The organism is Streptomyces roseifaciens (assembly GCF_001445655.1).
GTDB classification, from domain to species: Bacteria; Actinomycetota; Actinomycetes; order Streptomycetales; family Streptomycetaceae; genus Streptomyces; species Streptomyces aureoversilis.
The window spans coordinates 3,481,372-3,499,485 of record NZ_LNBE01000004.1 but is presented as its reverse complement, the minus strand read 5'-3'; the positions used below and the strand labels follow the sequence as shown (position 1 = coordinate 3,499,485).

The following is an 18,114-nucleotide window of genomic DNA, read 5'->3' as shown; positions in this document are numbered from 1 at the left end:
GGGCAGCGATGACACAGCAGATCGAGCCGGACGCGATACCGGACGCGACACCGGATGAGGCACCGGTCGACGCGGAGGCGGGGGCCGGGTCCGAGGAGACCCCTGGGGCACAGAAGCGCGTGATGCACCCGGACGGGTTCGGCGCGGCGTTCTGCGCGTCGATGGCCGCGCTGTGCGCAGAGGCCGCCGTCGCCGGGACCATCGGCATCCTCGTGATGCTCTCGCGCGAGCACGAAGGCCTGCCGCACGGCCTCCTGGTGATCGCCGGGCTCGTGTTCGCCGTCGCCCTGCTCGGCGTCCTCGCCAGCGGGTTCGTCACGGCCGTCGCCGTGATGCCCGCACTGGCGCTCGCCCGTATGGTCACCCGCCGCATGGGCCGTCGCGACGGCCCGCTGTGGAACGCGGCCGCGGTGCCCTTCGTGTCGGCCGCCGCGGTGGCCGTGTTCGGCGGGGTGTCGGCCCTCGGCAGCCTCTCCCCGGCGGCCCCGCTGAAGTACCTCCTGTGGTGGGCCTCTCTCACGGCCGCCCTCCTGCCCGCCACCCTGGTCGCCGGAGTCGCCGGACGGCGCATCCGGGAAGGCCGGTCCGTGCGCATGGCCCGCCGGGTCGCGCGCGACGGCGTCATCGCATGGCTCGCCGTGGGGGCCGTCGGGGCCGCCGCCTACGGGACCGGAGCGGTCGAGGTCTATCAGCCGCCCAGGCTCGACTCGGTGCAGCTCGCCGGCGTCTGGACCGACGGCCGCGACGGTACGGTCAAGCTCGCCGCCGACGGCACGGCCGTGGCCGACGGCCTCGACAACTACGTGTGGGACGGTACCGGCAAGGACAGGCCGAAGGACTGCGACGGCTCGGGCACGTGGAAGCCGGTCAAGGGCAACGGGAAGGTCCAGGGCCTGGCGCTGCGCATCGGATCGTGCGAGCTCAGGCGCAACTGGAGCGTCAGCGGCACCGGCAAGGAGCCCCGGCTCTTCCACGAGATCGGCAAGCCGGGCTCCGGCAAGCGGTACGTGCTGACGAAGGTCGTCGAGCACAAGAAGTGACCGCCGCGCCGGGGGCCCGGCGGTCACAGGTCGAGCGCAGTGAACGTTCCGAACGTGCTCCCGTAGAAGATCAGGGGCCCCTCTTGGGCCGCGGCCGCGGCCTCGTCCGCCCCCAGCGCCTCGACGCGCCCCACGACGATGAGGTGGTCCCCTCCCGTGTGCACGGCGTGCACCGTGCAGTCGACCCACGCGAGCACGTCGGCGAGCAGGGGTGACCCGGTCGCGGGCGAAGGAGCGTGCCGTACGCCCGTGAACTTGTCCGCAGCCTGCGCGCCGCTCACCGCGAAGGCCCTGCAGAGCGCGCTCTGCCCGGCGCCGAGGACGTTGACGCAGAAGACCCCGGCGCGGGCGATGCGCGGCCACGTGGTGGACGTGCGGCCGACCATGAAGACCACGAGCGGCGGATCGAGGGACAGCGAGGCGAACGACTGGCACGCGAAGCCGGCGGGCGGCTCGCCGTCGGCGCCGGGCGCAGTGATCACGGTGACGCCGCCGGCGAACCGGCCCAGGACGCGGCGCAGTTCCCGGGGAGCGGGCGGAGGCTGCTCGTCCGCCCGGACGGCCCGCAGCTCCGGCCGGGGCATCGGGTCGGGCGGCGGCGCCGCGGGGGCCGGTGTGCCGGCGGGGCGCAGATAGCGGACGGCGAGGGCGGCCATGCCTGCGTGTCCCATCATGAAGGCCATTGAATCTGATGGTCCGTCAGTTTAGAAGGTTCCCGGGCCCGCTAATGCCCCCGGTAGGCGGGGCTGCGGTGTTCGAGGAAGCTCTTGACGCCCTCCCGTGCGTCCTCCGTCGTCATGTTGATCTCCTGGGCGGCGGCCTCCGCGGCGAACGACGCCGCGCGGTCGCCGTCCAGCGAGGCGTTGACCAGCTGCTTCGTGAGAGCGAGGGCCCGCGTCGGGCCCGTGGCCAGCCGTTCGGCCCACGACCGCGCCGTGGCCGTCAGCCCCGCCCCGGCCACGACGCGGTTGACCAGCCCCATCCGCTCCGCCTCGGCGGCGGTGAGCGCGTCGCCGAAGAACATCAGCTCCTTCGCCCGCTGCGGCCCCACCAGCCGCGGCAGCAGGTACGTGCCGCCGCCGTCGGGGACGAGGCCGCGGCGCACGAACACCTCCACGAAGGTGGCGGATTCGGCTGCGAGCACGAGGTCGCAGGCCAGCGCGAGGTGCGCGCCCAGCCCAGCCGCGGTCCCGTTCACGGCGGCGATCACGGGCTTCTCGCAGTCCAGTACGGCGGCGATCAGCCGCTGGGCGCCCCGGCGGATCGTCCGCGCCACGTCACCGGGCAGCCGGCCCGAGGCGACGGAGGCCGCCGATACGCCCGGGACGGCCGGGTCCATGGCGCTGGACGCGGTGGCGCGCAGGTCGGCGCCGGCGCAGAACGCCGCGCCCGTGGCCGTGATGACGACGGCCCTGACGGCCGGGTCGGCCGAGGCCCCGAGCAGCTGGGAAATCAGGAGTTCCCGCTGCTCGGGGGCTATGGCGTTCATGACCTCGGGGCGGTTGAGCGTGATCCACGAGACCCCGTTGTCAGTGGTGTGGAGTATCACTGAGTCATCGGGACCGCCGCGGTCGAGCGGCTTGTCACGGGGGGAGAGGGACATGGGGGTTCTCCTGCTTCCACGCGCTGCCGCGCGCTGTTCAGTGGCAGAAGGCGAGCGCGTCCAGGGCCACGGCGCCCTGACCGCGCTCGAGCACCACCAGGGGGTTGATGTCGAGTTCGGCGAGTGCCCCGCCCAGCTCCAGAGACATGCGCTGGACACGCAGGACGGTCTCCACGAGCGCGTCCACGTCGGCCGGGGGCGCCCCCCGGACGCCGTCCAGCAGGGCGCGTCCGCGCAGCCCTTCGAGCATGGCGCGCGCGTGGTCCTCACCGAAAGGCGGCACGGCCACCGCCGTGTCGTGCAGGACCTCCACCAGCGCCCCGCCCAGGCCGACGGTCACCGTCGGTCCGAAGAGACTGTCGGGCGAGATGCCGACCACCATCTCGACGCCACGGCCGACGAGTTGGCAGACGAGGACTCCGTCCAGCGGCAGCCCTTCGTAGCGCGCGATGTCGGTGAGCTCGCGGTAGGCGTCGCGGACCTGGCTGGCCGAGGTCAGACCGATCTTGACCAGGCCCAGCTCGGTCTTGTGCGCGAGCTGCGGCCCCGAGGCCTTCATCACCACCGGGTAGCCCACGAGCCCGGCCGCCCGTACGGCCGCCGCCGCGCTGGTCACCAGCTGCTCGCGGGGTACGCGTATGCCGTACGCGCGCAGCAGTTGCTTGGCCGCGTGCTCGCTGAGCTGCTCGCCCGGGCGCATGAGCTCCTGCGCCTTGCGTGCCGAGGGGGACGGGGTGCGGGGCGCGGTGTCGAAGGGGGAGCGGTAGGCCGCGGTGAAGCGGTGGTGGCCGAGGTAGGCGCGCACGGCGGTGACGCAGTTGGAGAAGGTGCGGAAGGTGGCCACGCGCGAGGAGCCGAGAAGGGTGGTGCGATAGGCGTCCTCGGTGCCGACGGGGGAGCCCCAGACCACGCAGACCAGCTTGTCCGTCTGCTCGGCCGCGTCGGCGAGGTCGCGCACGAGCTTGTCGCTCATGGGCGGGAAGGGGCCCGGGACGGGGCAGATGAGCACGCCGATCGAGGGGTCGTCCAGCAGCGCGTCGATGATCTTGCGCCCGCGCCGGTCGCCGACGGGGTGGCCGCCGCAGTCCACGGGGTTGGCCACGTTCAGGTACTCCGGGATCCACTGGTGGAGCTCGGCCTGCTTCGCGGCGGAGAGGGCGGGGAGCGCAAGGCCGGCGGCCGTGGCCAGGTCGGCGAAGTGGGCGCCGGTGCCGCCGGATATCGAATAGACGGCGACGCCGGTGGCCCGCGGCGGGCGGGCGCGGGCCAGCAGCGCCGCGGTGTCCTGCAGCTCGTCCAGGCTGTCGACGCGGATCACGCCGAACTGCCGCATGGCCGCGTCCACCACGTCGTCCGCGCCGGTCAGCTTGCCGGTGTGGGAGGCGGCGGTGCGGGCGCCGGCCTCCGTCCGGCCGACCTTGACGGCGACGACGGGCACCTTGTGCCGGGCGGCCCGGTCCGCGGCGAGCAGGAAGGCGCGGCCGTCCTTGAGGCCTTCCACATACGCGGCGATCGCCCCGACCTCGGGCCGGGTGGCGAAGTAGGAGATGAAGTCCGCGCACTCCAGGTCCGCCTCGTTGCCGGTGGGCGCCCAGTGCGAGAGCCGGATGCCGAGCTCCTGGAGGGCGAAGACCGGGCGGCCCTGGTGGCCCGACTGGGTGATCAGGGCGATGGCGGGCCCGTCGAGGTCGTCGCGGAAGCGCTCGAAGGCGTTGAGATTGGTGTTCGGGCCGAGGAGGCGGACCCCGGAGCGCCGGGCGGCATCCGCGAGGGCGGCCTGGGCGGCGGCGCCCGCGGGGCCGGTCTCGGCGAATCCGGCGGCGAAGGCCACGGCGAAGGCGGCCTTCGAGCCGTCCAGCTCCTCCAGGACGGGGAGCGGGTCGCCCACGAGGAGGACGGCGAGGTCGACGCGTTCGGGCAGGTCGCGGACGGACGGATGGCAGGGGAGGCCGAAGACGGACGTACGGGTGGGGTGTACGGGGTGCAGGCGCGCGCCGACCCGTTCGGACCAGGCGATCAGCTGCCGGGTGATGCCGGTGTTGGGGCGGCCCTCGGCGTCCGAGGCGCCGATGACGGCGACGGTCTCGGGGCGGAAGAGCCGGTCCAGGTCGGGTATGTCCGAGCGCAGCGGCCTGCCGCTGACGTCGGTGTCCTCGGTGCCGTCGGCCGTGCCGTGGACGGCGGGGCCCGGACGCTCGCCGCAGGCCACCACGCGGGCCGGACGGGAGCTGGTGGTGAGGGTGCCGTGAGTCGATCCAAGCATCGTGTCTCGTCCACTCCTGCTCAATGGCCGACAAGCTGACGTATAGTCAGGCTACCTAGCTGACGTACTGTCAGGAATGGCGCTGCGGGCAAACAAACGGAGGGCGGGGACGGGAAAACTCCCGGGGAAACGGGCGCGGAATACAAGGGGGTCGGTGAATTGCACGCGAATCGTCCGCAGGCGTCACCGGCGCCGCGTTCCGCCGGCCCGCCGGCACCGCGTTTCGACATCCCGGAAGCGGACGCCTTCACCCGCCCCTACTGGGAAGCGGCGGGCCGGGGCCGACTGCTCGTACGCCGCTGCCGCGCGGCCGGCTGCGGGCTGGCCCACCACTACCCCAGGGAGTTCTGCCCGCGCTGCTGGAGCGAGGACGTGGTCTGGGAGGAGGCGAGCGGCTGGGCCGCCCTCTACACCTGGTCGGTCGTCCACGTGAACGACCTCCCGCCCTTCGGCGGGCGGGTGCCCTACGCGGCGGCCGTGGTGGACCTCGCCGAAGGGCCGCGAATGATGACGGAAGTCGTCGGGTGCGAGGAGGGCGAGCTGCGGATCGGCATGGCACTGACGGTCCGGTTCCGGGAGCTGGAGGGGGCGCGGCCTCCAGGCGAACCGCCCCTGTGCATACCGGTGTTCGGCCCTCTCCCCGACGCCGGTCCGGAAGCGGTCAGGGCCAGAGGAGCTCGGTCGTCCAGCCGCCTTCCGCAGGGGGACGGCGGCGGTAGTTGAGGCGTACGTGCCGGCGCCGGGCGTCCCCCTGGAAGAACTCGACTTCCTGCGCCTCCAGGACGTACAGGGTCCAGCTGCCGACGGGAGCGTCGGGCTCACGGCGGGCCCGCTCCCAGGCCGCGTCCGAGGCCCGCTCCAGCTCCTCGTACGACGCCAGCACTTCGCTCTGCCGGCCCACCAGTGCCGCCGCCAGTGCGCCCGTGGAGCGCCGGGCCAGGTCCGCCCGGCTCTCCGCGGCGCCCGCGGCCGTCACCGTCCCCTGGATGCGGACCTGGCGGCCGACCGCCGCCCAGTAGAAGCCCAGGGCCGCCTCCGGCCGTTCGGCCAGCTCCCGGCCCTTGCGGCTCGTGCGGTGCGTGGCGAAGTGCCAGCCGTGCTCGTCGGCGTCGTGGAGCATCAGCGTCCGTACGGAGGGCCGGCCGGTCGCGTCGGCCGTGGCGAGCGTCATCGTGTGCGGCTCCGGCGTCCCGGCCTCGGCGGCCTCGATCAGCCACTGCTGGAAGAGAGGCAGGGGGTCGGCGGGGGCGGAGGCCGGGTCGAAGTGCGGCAGCTCGGTGTCCCAGACGGGCAGGGAACGGAGGAGATCGTGGAAGTGCTGCCGGCGGGTGCGGTCCGGTTCGTCGCTCATGGGTCCATCCAACACGGGCGCGTCCCGCACGGCCCTGCTCCCTGCGGTCCTGTCTCGTGCGGTCCTGTCTCGTACGGCGCTGCCTCGCATGGCCCGCCTCGTAAGGCCTGCCCCGTTCGGCCCGCCTCGTGCGGCTCGGGCCCGTGCGGCCCGGTCAGTCGCGGGCCAGGACCACGGTCCCCGCCGAGCAGAACCAGCCGCCCGTGCCCGATGCGACGGCGATCCTCGGAAGCTCGCCGTCCCGCCTGCGCACCTGGCGGCCCTCCTCGGCCTCGCCGCGCAGCTGCCGCACGGCCTCGACCAGGAGGAACAGGCCCCGCATCCCGGGGTGGCAGGCGGAGAGGCCGCCGCCGTCCGTATTGACCGGCAGCCCGCCGCCCACCGTCAGCATGCCCTGCTCCGTGAAGGCGCCGCCCTCGCCCTTGGCGCAGAAGCCGAGGTCCTCCAGCGTCACGAGCGTCATATAGGTGAAGGCGTCGTACAGCTCGGCCACGTCCACCTCCGCGGGGGTGACGCCCGCGCGCTCGAAGGCCAGCCGCCCGGAGCGTGCGGCGGGGGAGACGGTGAAGTCCTCCCACTCCGACATCGCCGTGTGGGACACCGCCGTGCCGGCCCCCAGCACCCATACGGGCGGCCGGGCGGCGTCCGCGGCGTACTCCTCGGCCGCCAGCAGTACGGCGCAGCCGCCGTCCGACCGGATGCAGCACTGGAGCTTGGTGAACGGGTCGGCGATCACGGGACCGCCGAGGACGTCGTCCACGGTGATCGGATCGCGGTACATGGCGTGGGGGTTGTGGCGGGCGTTGGCGCGCGCCTGGACGGCGATGCCGGCGAGCTGTTCCGGCGTGGTGCCGTACTCGTGCATGTGGCGGCGTGCGGCCATGGCGTACTTGGCGATGAGGGTGTGCCCGTAGGGGGCTTCGAACTGCAGCGGGCCCCGGGTGCCGTAGGAGAGGCCGGCGGTCCGGCGGCCCGCCTTGAGGTCGGCGCGGGCGGTGGAGCCGTAGACGAGGAGGACGGCGTTCGCGTGTCCGGCGGCGATGGCGTCGGCCGCGTGGGCCGCCATGACCTCCCAGGTGGCGCCGCCGACCGAGGTCGAGTCCACCCAGGTGGGGCGCAGGCCCAGGTGGTCGGCGATCTCCATGGGGGCCAGGGTGCCCAGGCCGGCGGAGGCGAGTCCGTCGACGGCGGACCGGCCGAGCCCGGAGTCGGCCAGGGCGCGCCGGGCCGCTTGTGCGTGGAGGTCGTAGGGGGTGGCGGAGTCGACCCGCCCGCAGTCCGAGAGGGAGATGCCGACGACGGCGACCTTGCGTGCGCGGCGGACGGAGGCCATGAACTGACGCTACATCAGATAGGGGGTGGGAAAGTCGGGTTGCCCGATTTAAGATGACGGCCCGTCAGATCCGGGAGGGCGTGTCCCATGGATGCCGCATTCACCGAGGAGCAGGGCGAGATCCGGCGCACCCTGCGCGAACTGCTGCTCAAGCGCTGCGGGCCGGACGGGATCCGGGCCGCGGTCCGCACCCGGGCCGGCTACGACGAGCCGCTGTGGCGGCAGCTCGCCGAGCAGCTCGGGCTGCCCGGGCTCGCCGTCGGGCGACGCTACGGAGGCGTGGGATGCGGCCCCACGGAGCTCGCCCTGGCCTGCGAGGAGACGGGCCGCGTACTGCTGCCGTCCCCGCTGCTGGCCACGGCGGGCCTCGTGGCCCCCTTGGTCGCCGCGCTGGGCACCCACACGCAGCGGACGGAGCTGCTGCCGCGCATCGCCTCCGGCGAGCTGACGGGCACGCTCGCGCTGCCCCGTACCCCGCTGCCCGAGGCGCTCGGCCTGACCGGGCCGGGCGGCGGCGACTGGGCCGGGGGCGGCAGGGCGGGCGGCGTACAGGCGCGGCCGGGCGGGGACGGACGGGGCTGGCGCCTGTACGGCGACGCGGCGCAGGTCCTCGACGGGCACAGCGCGGGAGTGCTGCTGGTCGCCGCCCGCACGGGCGGGTACGTCCGCGGCCGCACGCTGCTGTTCGTCCTGCGGCCGGACGTGGTGCGCGGGGTGCGCCGCACGCGGCTGACCGCGCTGGACGAGACCCGTCCGCAGGCCCGGATCGAGCTGCGGGACGCGGAGGCCGATCTCCTCGGCCGCGCGGACGACGAGGTCCCGGCCGCGCTGGCCCGGCTGGGCGGGAGCGTTGCGGCGATGCTGGCCGCGGAGGCCGTCGGCGCGGCGGACCGGGCGCTGGAGCTGACGGTCGAACACGTGCGGACGCGTGAGCAGTTCGGGCGGCCCATCGGCTCCTTCCAGGCCGTCAAGCACCGCCTGGCCGACCTGTACGTGTCCGTGCAGGCCGCGCGCTCGGCGGCGTACTACGCGGCGTGGGCGGCGGGGGCCGGGTCCGGGTCGGCCGCAGCGGGCGACGGCCTCGCCACGGACGTAGGGACGGCAGGAGGCATGGAGACAACAGGAGACACGGGGGCGGCAGAGGACGTACGGACGGCAGGAGGCGTGGGGTCAGCAGCGGACGCAGGGCCGGCAGCGGACGCGGGGTCGGCAGGAGCCACAGGGTCGGCAGAAGACGCGAGCACGGCCGGAGACGCCGGTGTCGCCCTCGCGCAGGCCCTGGAGACGCTGCGGACGGTGACTGCGGAGGCCGTCCAGCTGCACGGCGGCATTGGGGTGACGTGGGAGCACGACGTGCAGCTGTACTTCAAACGGGCTGCTTCGGACGGCCTGCTCTTCGGGCCCCCGGGGCGGCTGCGCGCCCGGGCGGCGGAGGTCGCCGGGCTGTTTGCCGGGCGCCCGGAGCGGGAAGCGGTGGCTCCGTGAACGGCACTGCTGCACGGCGCAGGCAGCGCCAGGAGCGTCTGGAGCGCGTGGTGCAGAGGCTCTCCTCGACCCGTACGTTCGCGCGGATCGCGCCGCACTGCGTGCCGGCCCTGGACCGTGCGGTGCACCGCCTGACGGGCGGCCGGACGCTGCTCAGCGCCCGCCTGCTGCCCGGTCTGGTGCTCACGTCGACCGGCGCGCGGACGGGACAGGCGCGGCGTACGCCGCTCGCCTGCATGGCGGAGGGGCCCAAGGGGAAGCCGCCGGCTGCGTGGGTTCTGGTGGGGAGCAACTTCGGCCGCCCCGGTCACCCTGCCTGGACCGCGAATCTGCTGGCGCACCCGGAGGCGGAGATCAGCTGGAGGGGGCGGGACGTGCCGGTGCGGGCCCGGCTGCTGCGGGGTGCGGAGCGGGAGGCCGCCTGGGAGGCGGTGGTGGCGTTCTGGCCGCCGTACGCGCGGTACCAGGCGCGCGTGGAGCGGGAGATCCGGCTGTTCCGGCTGGAGCCGCGTCCGGACGGCGGGGAGTGAGGGGCAGAGAGAGGAACAGAGGGGAAATCACTGCGGCGGGCCCCCTCCGGGCCCGGCCGGAGGGGGCCCGCCGCTGCGATGACAGGACGTGCAGACGTGCGAGGTGCCGGAAGCGCTACCTCGTCGGCTTCTTGCCCGTGATGCCCAGGTGTACGAGGAGGGCGAGGTTGGGCTTGAGCTCGGCCTGCTTGACGCCCCAGCTCTGGAAGCCCTTCTGGTGCGAGGCCACCGCGGCGAGCATGGCGACGAGCGACCCGGCGACGGCCGCGGGGTTCACGTCCTTGTCCACCTTGCCCTTGGACTGGAGCTCCTTGACGGAGTCGGTGAGGGAGTTGGTGACGGCGTTGAGGATCTTCATGCGGATCTTGTAGAACCGCTTGTCGCCCTCGGCCGCCCCGAGGTCGACCACCCGCAGGATGGCGTCGTGCTTGCGCCAGAACCCGAGGAAGCCGTCGACGAGCTCTTCGGCGGCCTGCCAGCCGGACTTGCCGACCCAGGAGCGGCCGGCGACCAGGTCGGTCAGGCTCGCGCCCTCCTTGGCCATCTCCTCGGCGATCTCGAGGACCGCGCCCTCGACGTCCGGGAAGTACTGGTAGAAGGTCGCGGGCGAGGTGCCGGCCTTGCGGGCGACGTCGATGACCTTGACGTCTCGGTAGGGAGAGGAGCTGAGCATTTCGCTGAGGCAGTCGAGCAGCTTCTGCCGCGTCGCCTGGCCGCGTCGTCCGGCCACGCGGCCGTCGACGGTGCGTACTTGTCCTGTCATGCCGTCAGCTTACCGAGGGGTGATCGGAGCGCGATTCGGCCGCATGCAAATGGGGGCAGGGGTGTGGAGTGGGGTGTAAGGCCAGCTCAGAGGGGTTGCGGGGGACCGCGGGGAGATCGCACGGGATTGGCCCGTACCGGTGAATCCTCTTATCAACAGGCTGTGGACAACGCCCTCCGGAGACCCTTCGCACGGTTGTCCACAGGTCCCGCGGGAGACCGCGGTCCCCCGCTAACGTGGCAGTCGTGACACACCCCGCGGGCCATGGCGGAAGCTCCCGGGGGCGGCGGCGGATCGCGGACGGGAAGCGGGGGTAGGAGGCGCGGGGCGAGGCGTTCCGCATGTGGTGGAGAGAGGGTGAAGCGCGACCCGGGTTCGCCACCGCGTCGTTCGCCAGGAAGAATCAGCATGCGTACCCCGGGATAATTCGCGGTGAGACGCTGCACGGGGCTGAAACCCTTCAAGCCCCGACGGGGAGGTGGCAGGTCAGTGGTGGAGCAGCTTACGCAGCACGACCCGAGACGGATCGGCCCGTTCGAGGTGCTCGGCCGACTCGGCGCCGGTGGCATGGGGCTGGTCTATCTCGCCCGCTCGGCGTCCGGCCGGCGGGTGGCGATCAAGACGGTGCGCACGGAGCTCGCCGAGGACCAGCTCTTCCGGGTCCGCTTCACGCGCGAGGTCGAGGCGGCCCGCGCGGTCAGCGGCTTCTACACCGCCGCCGTCGTCGACGCCGACCCGCGCGCCGCCGTGCCCTGGCTGGCCACCGCGTACGTGCCCGCACCCTCCCTCGAGGAGATCGTCAACGAGTGCGGTCCCCTGCCCGCCCAGGCCGTGCGCTGGCTCGCGGCCGGCATCGCCGAGGCGCTGCAGTCCATCCACGGCGCGGGCCTCGTCCACCGCGACCTGAAGCCCTCCAACGTCCTCGTCGTGGAGGACGGCCCGCGCGTCATCGACTTCGGCATCGCCTCCGGCGTCTCCAACACCCGGCTGACGATGACCAACGTCGCCGTCGGTACCCCCGCCTACATGTCGCCCGAGCAGGCGCGCGACTCCCGCAGCGTCACCGGCTCCAGCGACATCTTCTCCCTCGGCTCCACCCTCGTCTTCGCGGCCACCGGCCACGCCCCCTTCCACGGCGCGAATCCGGTGGAGACGGTCTTCATGCTGCTCCGCGAGGGCCCCGACCTGAGCGGCCTGCCCGACGAGCTGCGGCCCCTGATCGACTCCTGCATGCAGATGGCCGCCGAGCACCGGCCCAGCCCGGCCGACCTGCAGTCCGAGCTGGCCCCGCACCTCTTCGCCTCCGGCGGGGGCGACGACAGCGGCACGGCCTCGGCCTGGCTGCCGGACAACGCCGTCTCGCTCATCGAGCAGCGGCGCGCGGGCCAGCGTCCGGCGGCTGCCGGCGCGGGCAGCCGCGGGCGCGCCCGGGCCGCCGTCCCGCCGCGCCCCGCGCAGCCGCCCACCCCCGCGCCCTCCTACGACCAGTCGCCGGGCCCCGCCGCCGGCCACACCTGCGGGCGGGCGCACCCAGCCCGTGGCGGGGCCGGGGGGCGCCCGGGGGGGGGGAGGGGCGCGGCGCGGCCGGCACGGGCCGTTCCCCGGCGCCCGTCGGGCACGACCCGCGCGGCGTCCTGAGCACGCCCCACGACTCCCGCGCGGGCGCCGCGGCGTAGCGGCCGGGGGCGCCGAGCGGGGCGGTGCCGGCGCCCGCGCACGACGGAGCCGTACGGCTGGCGGGGGCGCAGGTCCCCATCGGCCCGGGCCCGCGCGTCGCCGACGGCCGCGACACCCGCTCCCCGGCGGGCACCGGGCCCGCCACGGGCTGGGTGCGCCCGCCCGCAGGTGTGGCCGGCGGCGGGGCCGCCCCCACGTCCGTCCCCGCCCAGACGACCGGCGCCGCGGCCGACGGCGCCACCAATGCGCCCGGCGACCAGGGGCGTTGGCGGCCCTGGCGGTTCCGCATGTCCAACGACGTCTGGGGCACGCCCACGGTGGCCGGCGAGCTGCTGTACGTCACGTCGTTCGAGGTGCACGCCCTCGATGTGGCCACCGGACGGCGGCAGTTCAAGACCCGGGACGTGGCCTGGGCGATGGCCGTCACCGACGGCCGCATCCACGCCTCAGACGGCCCCACCCTCTACGCCCTCGACGCCTCCGACGGCTCCGAGCGCTGGCGGCTCGCCACCGACGGCTGGGTCTACTCCCTGCGGGCCGACCGCGGCACGGTCGTCACGGGCACCCGCGGCGGCGGCGTCCAGGCCTGGGAAGCCGCCAACGGCGAGCTCCTGTGGGAGATGGGCGGCGCCCAGACCGACTTCGAGACGCCCGACTGCGGCCCCCTCGTCCACGACGGCACCGTCTACGTCTGGGCCGACGCCCGGCTGCGCGCCCTCGAGGCCCGCACCGGCGCCGAGCGCTGGTCGTACCCCGTGGGCGACACCGCCTCCTGCGGCGGCGTGCCCGTCCGGCTCCTGACGGGCCCGGACGGCGTGGTGTACGTCGCCGCCGGTACGCGCGTGCTCGCCATCGACGTGGCGCGCGGCGACGTGCGCTGGCGCTTCGAGGCGCCCGCCGTCTTCCTCAGCCCGCCGGCGTTCGCCCCCGGCCCCGCGGTCACCGGAGGCGGCGTCTACATCGCCGACTACCTGGGCACCGTCTACGCCCTGGACGCGGCCACCGGCCGTGACCGCTGGCGCATCGCCACGGAGGCCCGGCAGTCCACGGAGCCGGTGCTGGTGTCGGCCGGCTCCATCCACCTGGGCAGCGGCGGGGCGCTCTACACCCTGGACGCGGTCACCGGCACGCCCAAGTGGCGGTTCGCCGCAGGCGGCGACGTGGTGGGCGCTCCCGTCGTCGCCGACGGCCGCATCCACTTCGGCTCCGCCGACCACTGTCTGTACACGGTGGACGCGGCGGGCGGGCAGCTGCGCTGGAAGCTCGCCACGGGCGGGGAGATCACGGGCTCGCCGGTGGTGGCGGGCGGCGTGGTGTACGCGTGCAGCAAGGACCGCTGCGTGTATGCGCTGGACGCGGCGAAGGGGACGGGCATGTCCTCACGGCGGTGAGGATCTCGGGCACCCCTCGCGCGGCGGCGATTCCTGCAGTGGCGATTCCCGCGGTGGCGGTTCAGTGCAGGCCGTTCAGTGCAGGCGATTCAGCGCAGGCGATTCAGCGCAGGCGGTGCCCCCGCTCACGTGAGGCGAAGAGCCGTGCCTGCTGCTCCGGCGGCAGGTTGCCGAGGGAGATCAGGTGCGGGGCCAGCGAGAGCGCACGCTCCAGCGTGGCCTCCTTCGCCGCCCACAGGGCCCGCACCGTGCCCTGCACCGCTTCCGGCGGGCAGGCGGCGATGACGGCGGCGGCGCGCAGGGCGGCGTCGACGGCGCCGCCGGGTGCGGTCAGCTCGGAGACCAGGCCGATCTCGTACGCCCGCCGCGCGGTGAGCCGCTCGGCGGTGCCCATCAGGGCCAGGCGGGCGGCCTCGCCGAAGGGCATGCGCTGCGCCATGTGGATCGCCTCGTAGGCGCTGACCATGCCGTAGGTCGTGTGCGGGTCGAAGAACGTGGCGTTCTCGGCGGCCACGATGAACTCCGCCTCGCCGAGCAGGTAGAACGCCCCGCCGCACGCCATTCCACCGACCGCCGCCACGACCGGCTTCCACAGGTCGCACGACTTGGGGCCGACGCTGCGCAGCGGGTCGTCCAGGGAGTAGGGCGAGCCCGGCTGGGGGACGGTGGCGGAGCGGTCGATGCCGGTGCAGAAGGCCCGGTCCCCGGCGCCGGTCAGTACGACGGCCCGGACGTCGTCGTCGAAGCGGAACCGGCGCCAGACGGCGGTGAGTTCGGCGGCGGTCGCAAGGTCGATGGCGTTGTGGCGTGCGGGCCGGTCGAGGGTGACGAGGGCGACGCCGTCCGCGCGCACCTCCGTACGGACGCCGGCGCCGGCCTCTCCGCGCGCCTGTGCCGTCCCCGGTGGGCGTCGTGCGTCGTCCTCCGCCTCGCTGCTCGCGCCGTCGCCGCTCATGACGTCTCCAGCAGCCACCGCGGCACGACGACGCCGCCGGCGAGCCGTGCGAAGGTCACGCGCACGGGTGCGCCGATGCACAGGAGGGCGGGGTCGACGGAGTCGATGTCCGCATCGGGCGCCGCCACGAGGTTGCCGGGGATGCGGAGGTGCGGGGCGTCGGCCAGTTCCACGACCACGACGTTGTACGGTGCCCGCGCCGCGTAGGCGGGCAGGAGCGGCGGGTGGGGCAGGACGTACGACCAGATGCTGCCGCGGCCGGTCATGCGCCGCCACTCGCTGTCGAAGGCGCCGCAGCGCGGGCAGCACGGGCGGGGCGGGAACCGCAGCTCACCGCAGCGGCCGCAGGCCTGCATGCGCAGCTCGCCGCGGGCCGCGAACTCCCAGAAGGGCGCGCCGTCGTCGTCGGGCTCGGGCGCCAGCAGGCCGTTGTCAGTGGTGCCCCTCATCATGGAGGACATGAGGTCAACTCCTCAGCAGCAGAGCCGAAGTGGGCACGCCCTCACCCGCCGTGACCAGGCAGGTCGCGGCGCCGGGCACCTGCGCGGTCGAGGTGCCGCGCAGCTGGCGGACGCCTTCGGTGATGAGGTTGAAGCCGTGGACGTAGGCCTCGCTGAGCCCGCCGCCGCCGGTGTTCACCGGGAGCCTGCCGCCGAGTTCGAGGGCGCCGTCCTCGGTGAAGGCGGCGCCCTCGCCGCGTCCGCAGAAGCCGTAGCCTTCGAGGGAGAGCGGAATGAGCGGGGTGAAGGCGTCGTAGATCTGGGCGACGTCGACGTCGTCCGGGCCGAAGTCGGCCGTCTTCCACAGCTGCCGGGCGGCGGTCCAGGAGGGGCCGGTGAGCGGGTCGTCGTTCCAGTAGTTGACCATGCCGTGGTGCTGGGCCGGCAGCCCCTGGGCGGCGGCGTGCACGTAGACGGGGGAGCGGCGGCAGTCGCGGGCGCGGTCGGCGGAGACGACGACGCAGGCGAGGGCGCCGTCCGTCTCCAGGCAGTTGTCGAAGAGGCAGAGCGGCTCGCTGATCCAGCGGGAGGTCATATAGGTCTCGCGGGTCAGCGGGCGCCCGTGCATGATCGCGGCGGGGTTCCGGCCGGCGTGGTTGCGGCAGGCGAGGGCGACGTTGAAGAAGTGGTCGCGGGTGGCGCCGTACTCGTGCATGTAGCGGCGGGCGAGCATGGCGATCTCGTCGACCGGGCGCAGGAGGCCGTACGGGCGGGTCCACTGCGCCGGGGTGGGCAGCTGCCTGCGGGTGTCGGTCCAGGGGCGGGGGCCGGAGCCGCGCTTGCGGGAGCGCCAGGCCACGCCGACGGACGCCTGCCCGGTGGCGATCGCCGTGGCGAGGTGGGCGACGGTCGCGCAGGAGGCGCCGCCGCCGAAGCCGGTCCTGGCGAAGAAGGTCACGTCGCCCGCGCCGATCGCCTTGGCGACCTCGACCTCGTCGGTCTCCTCCATGGTGTAGGAGGCCAAGGCGTCGACCTGGGAAGGAGGGATGCCCGCGTCGTCGAGCGCGGCGAGGATCGCGCGGCAGGCCAGGGTCTTTTCTGAAGCATCGAGCCGGCGGGCGAAGGGGGTCTGTCCTATGCCGACGATCGCGGTGGCGTCTTTGAGCGCCATGGATGCCGTGGATGCCGTGGACGCCGTCGACACGGTGGATGCCGTGGACGGATTGGGCGCAGTGGGCGTCAGGGGCGCCGTCGGCGCCGTGGTGGTCGTGGTGGTCGCGTGCGCCGTCGGTGCTGCCGGTGTCGTACGTCTCGCGGCCATCGTCCCCTCCGTCGCGTTCGTGCTCCGGTTCGTGCTCCGCTTGCTCCCCCTGCTACCGCTGCTGACAGCGCGGAAGGCTATCGCTAATCTGACGAACAGTCAGCAGTGGGCGGGCCGGGGCGGCGGGAAGGGCACGCGATGCGCGGAGACCTGGAGTTCATGTCCATACCCCGGCTGGTCCGAACGGCCGCGGCGCGCTACGGCGACCGCGAGGCGGTGGTCGAGGGCCGGACCAGGATCGGCTACGAGCAGCTCGCCACCCGGATCGAGCGGGCCGCCGCCGGTTGCCTCGCGGCGGGCGTCGAGGCCGGTGACCGCGTGGCCGTCTGGGCGCCGAATACGCTCGACTGGATCGTCTCCGCCCTGGGGGCCGTCACGGCCGGCGCCGTCCTCGTCCCGGTCAACACCCGGCTCAGGGGCGCCGAGGCGGTGCAGGTGCTCGCGCGCACCCGGGCGAAGCTGCTCTTCGTCACCGGCACGTTCCTCGGCACCTCCTACGTCGCCGCCCTACGCCGCGCGGCAGGCGTCGGCGGAGGTGCCGGCGGCACCTCCGGCACCGGCGGCACCGGCGGAAGGCACGGCAAAGGCCGCGACCGTCGCCCGGCCGTCCCCCTGCCCGGGCTGCCGCACCTGGGGGAGGTCGTGGTGCTGGCCGAGGACGCGCCGTCCGGCTTCCGGACGTGGCAGGAGTTCCTCGCGGCGGGCGATGCGGTGCCGGCCTGGGCCGTACGGGCGCGGGCGAACGCCGTCGGCCCCGACGCGCCGTCGGACATCGTCTTCACCTCCGGCACCACGGGCGAGCCCAAGGGCGTGGTGGTCACGCACGCCCAGAGCCTGCGCACCTTCGCGGCCTGGAGCGATCTGGCCGGGCTGCGGAGAGGGGACCGCTATCTGATCGTGAACCCGTTCTCGCACACCTTCGGCTACAAGGCCGGCGTCCTCGCCTGCCTGATGCGCGGCGCGGTGATGGTGCCGCAGGCCGTCTTCGCCGTGGACGCGGTGCTGGCCCACCTCACGGCGGAGCGCATCACGGTGCTGCCCGGTCCGCCGACCCTCCTCCAGGCGCTGCTGGACCACCCGGCCTGTACCGCCGGTGGGGTGTCCTCGCTGCGGCTGGTGGTGACGGGAGCGGCGGACGTCGATCCGCGGCTGGTCGAGCGGCTGCGGGACGAGGCCGGCATCCCCACGGTGCTGACGGCCTACGGGATGAGCGAGGCCACCGGCGTCGTCACCATGTGCCGCCGCGACGACCGCGCCGAGGTCGTCGCGGGCACCTCCGGGCGGGCCCTGCCGGACACCGAGGTCAAGGTCGTGGGGGCCGGCGGGAAGGCGTTGCCGCCGGGGCGGCCGGGCGAGGTCCTCGTGCGCGGGTACCAGGTGATGAAGGGCTACTTCGAGGACCCGCGCGCCACGGCGGAGACCGTCGACGTGGACGGCTGGCTGCACACCGGCGACATCGGGGTGCTGGACGGCGACGGCAATCTGCGGATCACCGACCGGATCAAGGACATGTTCGTGGCCGGCGGCTTCAACGTCTATCCGGCGGAGGTGGAGCGGACGCTGGCCGGGCACCCGGGCGTCGCCGAGGTCGCGGTCGTCGGCGTGCCGGACAAGCGGCTCGGCGAGGTCGGCAAGGCCTTCGTGGTCCGCAGGGGCGGTGGGCCGCCCGTGTCGGCCGAGGAGCTGATCGCCTGGGCGCGGCACGAGATGGCCGCGTACAAGGTGCCGCGGGAGGTGGAGTTCGTTCCCGTGCTGCCGCGCAACGCCTCCGGCAAGGTGGTCAAGCGCGGATTGCGGCAAGCAGGCGGAATGACGGCCGAATAACGGGGGAACAGCGGCGCGGTCAGCGGCGCCGAGTGGGCCGGGAGACCAAGATGCGATCCGGAAGACCAAGATGCGATCCGGAAAACCCGGCAGGGCTCTCCCGGACCCCCGATTCCGCACGACCGTGAACGAGGTGGA

14 protein-coding genes and 1 pseudogene are annotated in these 18,114 nt (G+C 74.2%); 6 read left to right on the top strand and 9 right to left on the bottom strand.

Features of this window, described 5'->3' with window-relative positions; translation table 11 throughout:
- The first annotated feature begins 8 nt into the window (after nt 1-8).
- Nucleotides 9-1,040, top strand: a complete 1,032-nt coding sequence (locus AS857_RS32750) for a hypothetical protein (RefSeq protein ID WP_058046761.1) — start codon at nt 9-11, stop codon at nt 1,038-1,040.
- 23 nt (nt 1,041-1,063) lie between these two features.
- Here the strand turns inward: AS857_RS32750 and AS857_RS32745 are convergent, their stop codons facing one another.
- The 3 genes from AS857_RS32745 to AS857_RS32735 are packed head-to-tail and all read right to left on the bottom strand — an operon-like array spanning nt 1,064 to nt 4,906.
- Nucleotides 1,064-1,723 carry a flavin reductase family protein gene (locus AS857_RS32745; RefSeq protein WP_058046760.1) on the bottom strand — a complete coding sequence of 220 codons (660 nt, stop codon included), beginning with the start codon at nt 1,721-1,723 and terminating at the stop codon, nt 1,064-1,066.
- 41 nt (nt 1,724-1,764) lie between these two features.
- Entirely contained in the window at nt 1,765-2,643 is an 879-nt protein-coding gene (locus AS857_RS32740; protein WP_058046759.1) for an enoyl-CoA hydratase/isomerase family protein, read from the bottom strand.
- Nucleotides 2,644-2,680: 37 nt separating this feature from the next.
- Nucleotides 2,681-4,906 (bottom strand): acetate--CoA ligase family protein, encoded by a 2,226-nt coding sequence (locus tag AS857_RS32735; protein WP_058046758.1) that lies wholly within the window; start codon nt 4,904-4,906, stop codon nt 2,681-2,683.
- Nucleotides 4,907-5,065: 159 nt separating this feature from the next.
- On the opposite strand from AS857_RS32735, the gene AS857_RS38285 reads away from it, so the two are divergent.
- Entirely contained in the window at nt 5,066-5,629 is a 564-nt protein-coding gene (locus AS857_RS38285; protein ID WP_079110779.1) for a Zn-ribbon domain-containing OB-fold protein, read from the top strand.
- Here the strand turns inward: AS857_RS38285 and AS857_RS32730 are convergent.
- Nucleotides 5,568-6,257 carry a pyridoxine/pyridoxamine 5'-phosphate oxidase gene (locus AS857_RS32730; RefSeq protein ID WP_058046757.1) on the bottom strand — a complete coding sequence of 230 codons (690 nt, stop codon included), beginning with the start codon at nt 6,255-6,257 and terminating at the stop codon, nt 5,568-5,570. The genes AS857_RS38285 and AS857_RS32730 overlap by 62 nt on opposite strands.
- 154 nt (nt 6,258-6,411) lie before the next feature.
- The gene (locus AS857_RS32725) at nt 6,412-7,590 is read right to left on the bottom strand and encodes a thiolase C-terminal domain-containing protein (protein WP_058046756.1); all 1,179 of its coding nucleotides are present in this window, start codon (nt 7,588-7,590) and stop codon (nt 6,412-6,414) included.
- Between the two features lie 87 nt (nt 7,591-7,677).
- On the opposite strand from AS857_RS32725, the gene AS857_RS32720 reads away from it, so the two are divergent.
- Both AS857_RS32720 and AS857_RS32715 read left to right on the top strand, forming a co-directional pair.
- Nucleotides 7,678-9,075: an acyl-CoA dehydrogenase family protein gene (locus tag AS857_RS32720; protein WP_058046755.1), complete on the top strand. Its 1,398-nt coding sequence runs from the start codon at nt 7,678-7,680 to the stop codon at nt 9,073-9,075.
- A complete protein-coding gene (locus tag AS857_RS32715; protein ID WP_245700589.1) occupies nt 9,072-9,605 on the top strand; it encodes a nitroreductase family deazaflavin-dependent oxidoreductase in 534 nt (177 codons plus the stop codon). The genes AS857_RS32720 and AS857_RS32715 overlap by 4 nt, the downstream gene beginning before the upstream one ends.
- Before the next feature lie 115 nt (nt 9,606-9,720).
- On the opposite strand, the gene AS857_RS32710 is transcribed toward AS857_RS32715, so the two are convergent.
- The gene (locus tag AS857_RS32710; protein ID WP_058046754.1) at nt 9,721-10,368 is read right to left on the bottom strand and encodes a TetR family transcriptional regulator; all 648 of its coding nucleotides are present in this window, start codon (nt 10,366-10,368) and stop codon (nt 9,721-9,723) included.
- Between the two features lie 489 nt (nt 10,369-10,857).
- Between AS857_RS32710 and afsK the strand changes: the two are divergent.
- Nucleotides 10,858-13,436 (top strand): annotated as a pseudogene (afsK, locus tag AS857_RS32705) (protein serine/threonine kinase AfsK).
- A gap of 103 nt (nt 13,437-13,539) precedes the next feature.
- Here the strand turns inward: afsK and AS857_RS32700 are convergent.
- The 3 genes from AS857_RS32700 to AS857_RS32690 are packed head-to-tail and all read right to left on the bottom strand — an operon-like array spanning nt 13,540 to nt 16,002.
- Nucleotides 13,540-14,391 carry an enoyl-CoA hydratase/isomerase family protein gene (locus AS857_RS32700; RefSeq protein ID WP_079110778.1) on the bottom strand — a complete coding sequence of 284 codons (852 nt, stop codon included), beginning with the start codon at nt 14,389-14,391 and terminating at the stop codon, nt 13,540-13,542.
- The gene (locus AS857_RS32695) at nt 14,388-14,852 is read right to left on the bottom strand and encodes a Zn-ribbon domain-containing OB-fold protein (protein WP_107105694.1); all 465 of its coding nucleotides are present in this window, start codon (nt 14,850-14,852) and stop codon (nt 14,388-14,390) included. The genes AS857_RS32700 and AS857_RS32695 overlap by 4 nt, the downstream gene beginning before the upstream one ends.
- A gap of 4 nt (nt 14,853-14,856) precedes the next feature.
- Nucleotides 14,857-16,002 carry a lipid-transfer protein gene (locus tag AS857_RS32690; RefSeq protein WP_058046753.1) on the bottom strand — a complete coding sequence of 382 codons (1,146 nt, stop codon included), beginning with the start codon at nt 16,000-16,002 and terminating at the stop codon, nt 14,857-14,859.
- Nucleotides 16,003-16,290: 288 nt separating this feature from the next.
- Here AS857_RS32690 and AS857_RS32685 point away from each other — a divergent pair, with 288 nt between their 5' ends.
- Complete coding sequence (locus AS857_RS32685) at nt 16,291-17,976, top strand: AMP-binding protein (RefSeq protein WP_058046752.1); 1,686 nt, start codon at nt 16,291-16,293, stop codon at nt 17,974-17,976.
- The last annotated feature ends 138 nt before the right edge of the window (nt 17,977-18,114 follow it).

Excerpts from the sequence above, each read along its gene's own strand:
- AS857_RS32745 (WP_058046760.1), bottom strand. The coding sequence starts at position 1,723 with ATGGCCTTCATGATGGGACACGCAGGCATGGCCGCCCTCGCCGTCCGC.
- AS857_RS32710 (WP_058046754.1), bottom strand. The coding sequence starts at position 10,368 with ATGACAGGACAAGTACGCACCGTCGACGGCCGCGTGGCCGGACGACGC.
- AS857_RS32740 (WP_058046759.1), bottom strand. The coding sequence starts at position 2,643 with ATGTCCCTCTCCCCCCGTGACAAGCCGCTCGACCGCGGCGGTCCCGAT.
- AS857_RS32690 (WP_058046753.1), bottom strand. The coding sequence starts at position 16,002 with ATGGCGCTCAAAGACGCCACCGCGATCGTCGGCATAGGACAGACCCCC.
- AS857_RS32700 (WP_079110778.1), bottom strand. The coding sequence starts at position 14,391 with ATGAGCGGCGACGGCGCGAGCAGCGAGGCGGAGGACGACGCACGACGC.
- AS857_RS32750 (WP_058046761.1), top strand. The coding sequence starts at position 9 with ATGACACAGCAGATCGAGCCGGACGCGATACCGGACGCGACACCGGAT.
- AS857_RS32735 (WP_058046758.1), bottom strand. The coding sequence starts at position 4,906 with ATGCTTGGATCGACTCACGGCACCCTCACCACCAGCTCCCGTCCGGCC.
- AS857_RS32720 (WP_058046755.1), top strand. The coding sequence starts at position 7,678 with ATGGATGCCGCATTCACCGAGGAGCAGGGCGAGATCCGGCGCACCCTG.
- AS857_RS32685 (WP_058046752.1), top strand. The coding sequence starts at position 16,291 with ATGCGCGGAGACCTGGAGTTCATGTCCATACCCCGGCTGGTCCGAACG.
- AS857_RS32725 (WP_058046756.1), bottom strand. The coding sequence starts at position 7,590 with ATGGCCTCCGTCCGCCGCGCACGCAAGGTCGCCGTCGTCGGCATCTCC.
- AS857_RS32730 (WP_058046757.1), bottom strand. The coding sequence starts at position 6,257 with ATGAGCGACGAACCGGACCGCACCCGCCGGCAGCACTTCCACGATCTC.
- AS857_RS32695 (WP_107105694.1), bottom strand. The coding sequence starts at position 14,852 with ATGTCCTCCATGATGAGGGGCACCACTGACAACGGCCTGCTGGCGCCC.